The sequence below is a fragment of the Arenimonas sp. genome, assembly GCF_019459675.1.
GTDB lineage: Bacteria > Pseudomonadota > Gammaproteobacteria > Xanthomonadales > Xanthomonadaceae > Arenimonas.
In genome coordinates this window covers 1-2,547 of record NZ_JAIBFH010000062.1, presented here as the reverse complement: position 1 = coordinate 2,547, position 2,547 = coordinate 1, and the positions used below count along the sequence as shown (strand labels likewise).

The 2,547-nt window shown below is 68.6% G+C and carries 2 protein-coding genes; one reads left to right on the top strand and one right to left on the bottom strand.

What is annotated here, in order from left to right:
• The first annotated feature begins 275 nt into the window (after positions 1 to 275).
• Complete coding sequence (tsf, locus tag K0M70_RS02435) at positions 276 to 1,151, top strand: translation elongation factor Ts (RefSeq protein ID WP_290778797.1); 876 nt, start codon at positions 276 to 278, stop codon at positions 1,149 to 1,151.
• Positions 1,152 to 1,221: 70 nt separating this feature from the next.
• Here tsf and K0M70_RS02430 read toward each other — a convergent pair.
• A partial coding sequence (locus tag K0M70_RS02430; RefSeq protein WP_290778794.1) for an autotransporter outer membrane beta-barrel domain-containing protein occupies positions 1,222 to 2,547 on the bottom strand: 1,326 nt, incomplete at its 5' end.

Here is a 2,547-nt window from a genome sequence, read left to right as displayed (position 1 = left end):
CCGGGCGCCGCGCCGCCCCGCGCGACGACAAGCGTCCGGCCCGCCGTGGCCCGGGCGGCCCGGGTGGCGACAAGCGCGACGCCCGCTGAGTCATTCTTGATCGGGCATAGCCCGATCCGCGCGAAGCGTAACGGAGCCCCCTTAAGTTAAGGGGGCGGCCGATAACGGCTTCATCGTTATCGGCGGGGTTGTGGAAGTCAGTTCTCTTCCATTTTTTGCGGCCCGCCGCAAACCTCCCTCCCGCCTCCACACCACAGAATTCAGAGGATCAAAAAATGGAAATCACTGCATCGCTCGTCAAGGACCTGCGTGAACGTACCGGCGCGGGCATGATGGAATGCAAGAAGGCGCTGGTCGAGAACGCCGGCAACATCGACAACGCCGCCGAGTGGCTGCGCAAGTCGGGCCTGGCCAAGGCCGACAAGAAGGCTGACCGCGTCGCCGCCGAAGGCCGCATCGTGGCCGCCAGCGAAGGCGGCAAGGCCGTGCTGGTCGAGATCAACTCCGAAACCGACTTCGTGGCCAAGGACGACAACTTCCTGGCCTTCGCCAACGCCGTCGCCCAGGCCGCCCTGGCCTCCGGCGCCGCCGATGCCGACGCCCTGAAGTCCGCCAAGCTCGCCTCGGGCGAGACGGTGGACGAAGCCCGCGCCGCCGTCGTTGCCAAGGTCGGCGAGAAGCTGGACGTGCGTCGCCTGGCCAAGGTCGACACCGCCAACCACGTGGCGGCCTACATCCACGGCGGCCGCATCGGCGTGCTGGTGGAGCTCAAGGGCGGCGACGTTGAACTCGCCCGCGGCATCGCCATGCACGTGGCGGCCATGAACCCGCCCTACAACAAGGCGGCGGACGTGCCGGCCGACTTCCTGGCCAAGGAAAAGGAAATCGAACTGGCCAAGATGTCCGAGAAGGACAAGGCCAAGCCGGCCGAGATCCTCGAGAAGATCATCGGCGGCAAGGTGGCCAAGATCGTCAACGAAGTGACCCTGTACGGCCAGCCCTACGTGCTCAACACCGACCTGTCGGTGGAGGCCACGCTCAAGGCCGCCGGCGCCGAAGTGGTCGGCTTCCAGCGCCTGGCCGTTGGCGAGGGCATCGAGAAGGTGGTCGAGGACTACGCGGCCGAAGTCGCCAAGGCCATGGCGGTCTGATCCAGCGCCAATAGCCGAAAGAAAAGGCCGCGGGGCAACCCGCGGCCTTTTTCATGGTTCCCGCGGTGACTCAGAACTCCCAGCGCAAACCCAGCGTTGCGCCCTGCTGGCTGACGCCGGAGCGGGCGAGGATGCGCTCATACGTCAGGAAGCCGGACCGTCCCTGAGTAAGCACCATCGAAAGCCCCAGGCTCAACCGCAGGTAGCTGCTGTCCAGGTCGTCGCCCAGCACCAGGATCGGCGTCGCGGTCGGGTCATCGACGAAGAAGCCTCGGAAGGCCTCGGCGTCACTGCCGTATTCCTTGACCCACTCCACGTCCATCTGCGGCACCAGCACGCCCCAGGACGCGCTGTGCGCGAACGAGGCTTTGCCGCCCACGGTGGACGAGAACCCGGTCAACGTGCGCGACTCCACGCGCAGCGCCAATCCGCTGCCGTTGAGCGAGGCGTCCACCTGTTCCTCGAACGCATCGAAGCCCAGGCGGCTGTAGGCGGCCCGGCCGTAGGCGCCGAAGGTCCAGCCGCGCAGGGAGAAATCACGGCCGAAGGTGAGCGTGGCGCTGAGGTTGCTGCCGTCCGAACTGGCCACCGCGGTCTGGTTCACCACTTCGGTCGGCAGGACATAGGCAATGCTGCGCTCCTGGTCATAGCGGTTCGCGCCGTAGGTCAGCGCGCTGTCGAGGTACCAGTCGTTGTCGCGGTACCAGGTGCCGTAGCCCGAAACGCTGAAGCCCTGCATGTCCACCGAGCCCAGTCCGCCGGCCAGCTGCGTGTCCTGCCGGGTGTAGCCCAGGGCCACGCCCACCACCAGCTCGTTGCTCCAGCGGTAGTCCAGGCCGGCCGTCAGCCCCGCCACATCGAAGTCATAGCGCGGGGTGAGCCGGGTCGGGTCGAACTCGCCGCGGCCGATGTTTCCCGACACGAACAGCCCCCATTTGCCGAAGCTGCTGGCCTCCTGCGCCGGCGTGGAATCCACGGCCAGCAGCGCCGCGCCCAGCTGGCCCAGCGGCAGCCGGCCGCCGGCCATCGCCAGGGTGAGCCCCGAGAACGAAAACGCCGGCACCGGGGCGCCGCTGCGCAGGCCCATCATGCGGGTGTTGAGGTTCTCGAACTGGGCGCCCGCCGCCGCGCGACCGGTATCGGCCTGGGTCTGGGCGACATCGGGCAGCATCGCGGTCAGCGCATCGCTCACCGCATCGGGGTTGCTGACCGACGCGGACGTGAGGGCCACGCACTGGTCGAGCAGGTCCTGCTCGTCGGGCGGCCGGGGGCCCGGGCGGCGCGCCGGGCATTTCCTGAAAATGATGGGGCGGGGGGGGCGGCCCGGGCCGCGGCCGGCGCGCTGCGCCACACGCCGGGCGCCCTCCCGCCCCACGAGCAGGACCTGCTCGACCAG

Bases quoted from the DNA above. Each gene is read 5' to 3' on its own strand.
- tsf (WP_290778797.1), top strand. From the start codon at position 276: ATGGAAATCACTGCATCGCTCGTCAAGGACCTGCGTGAACGTACCGGC.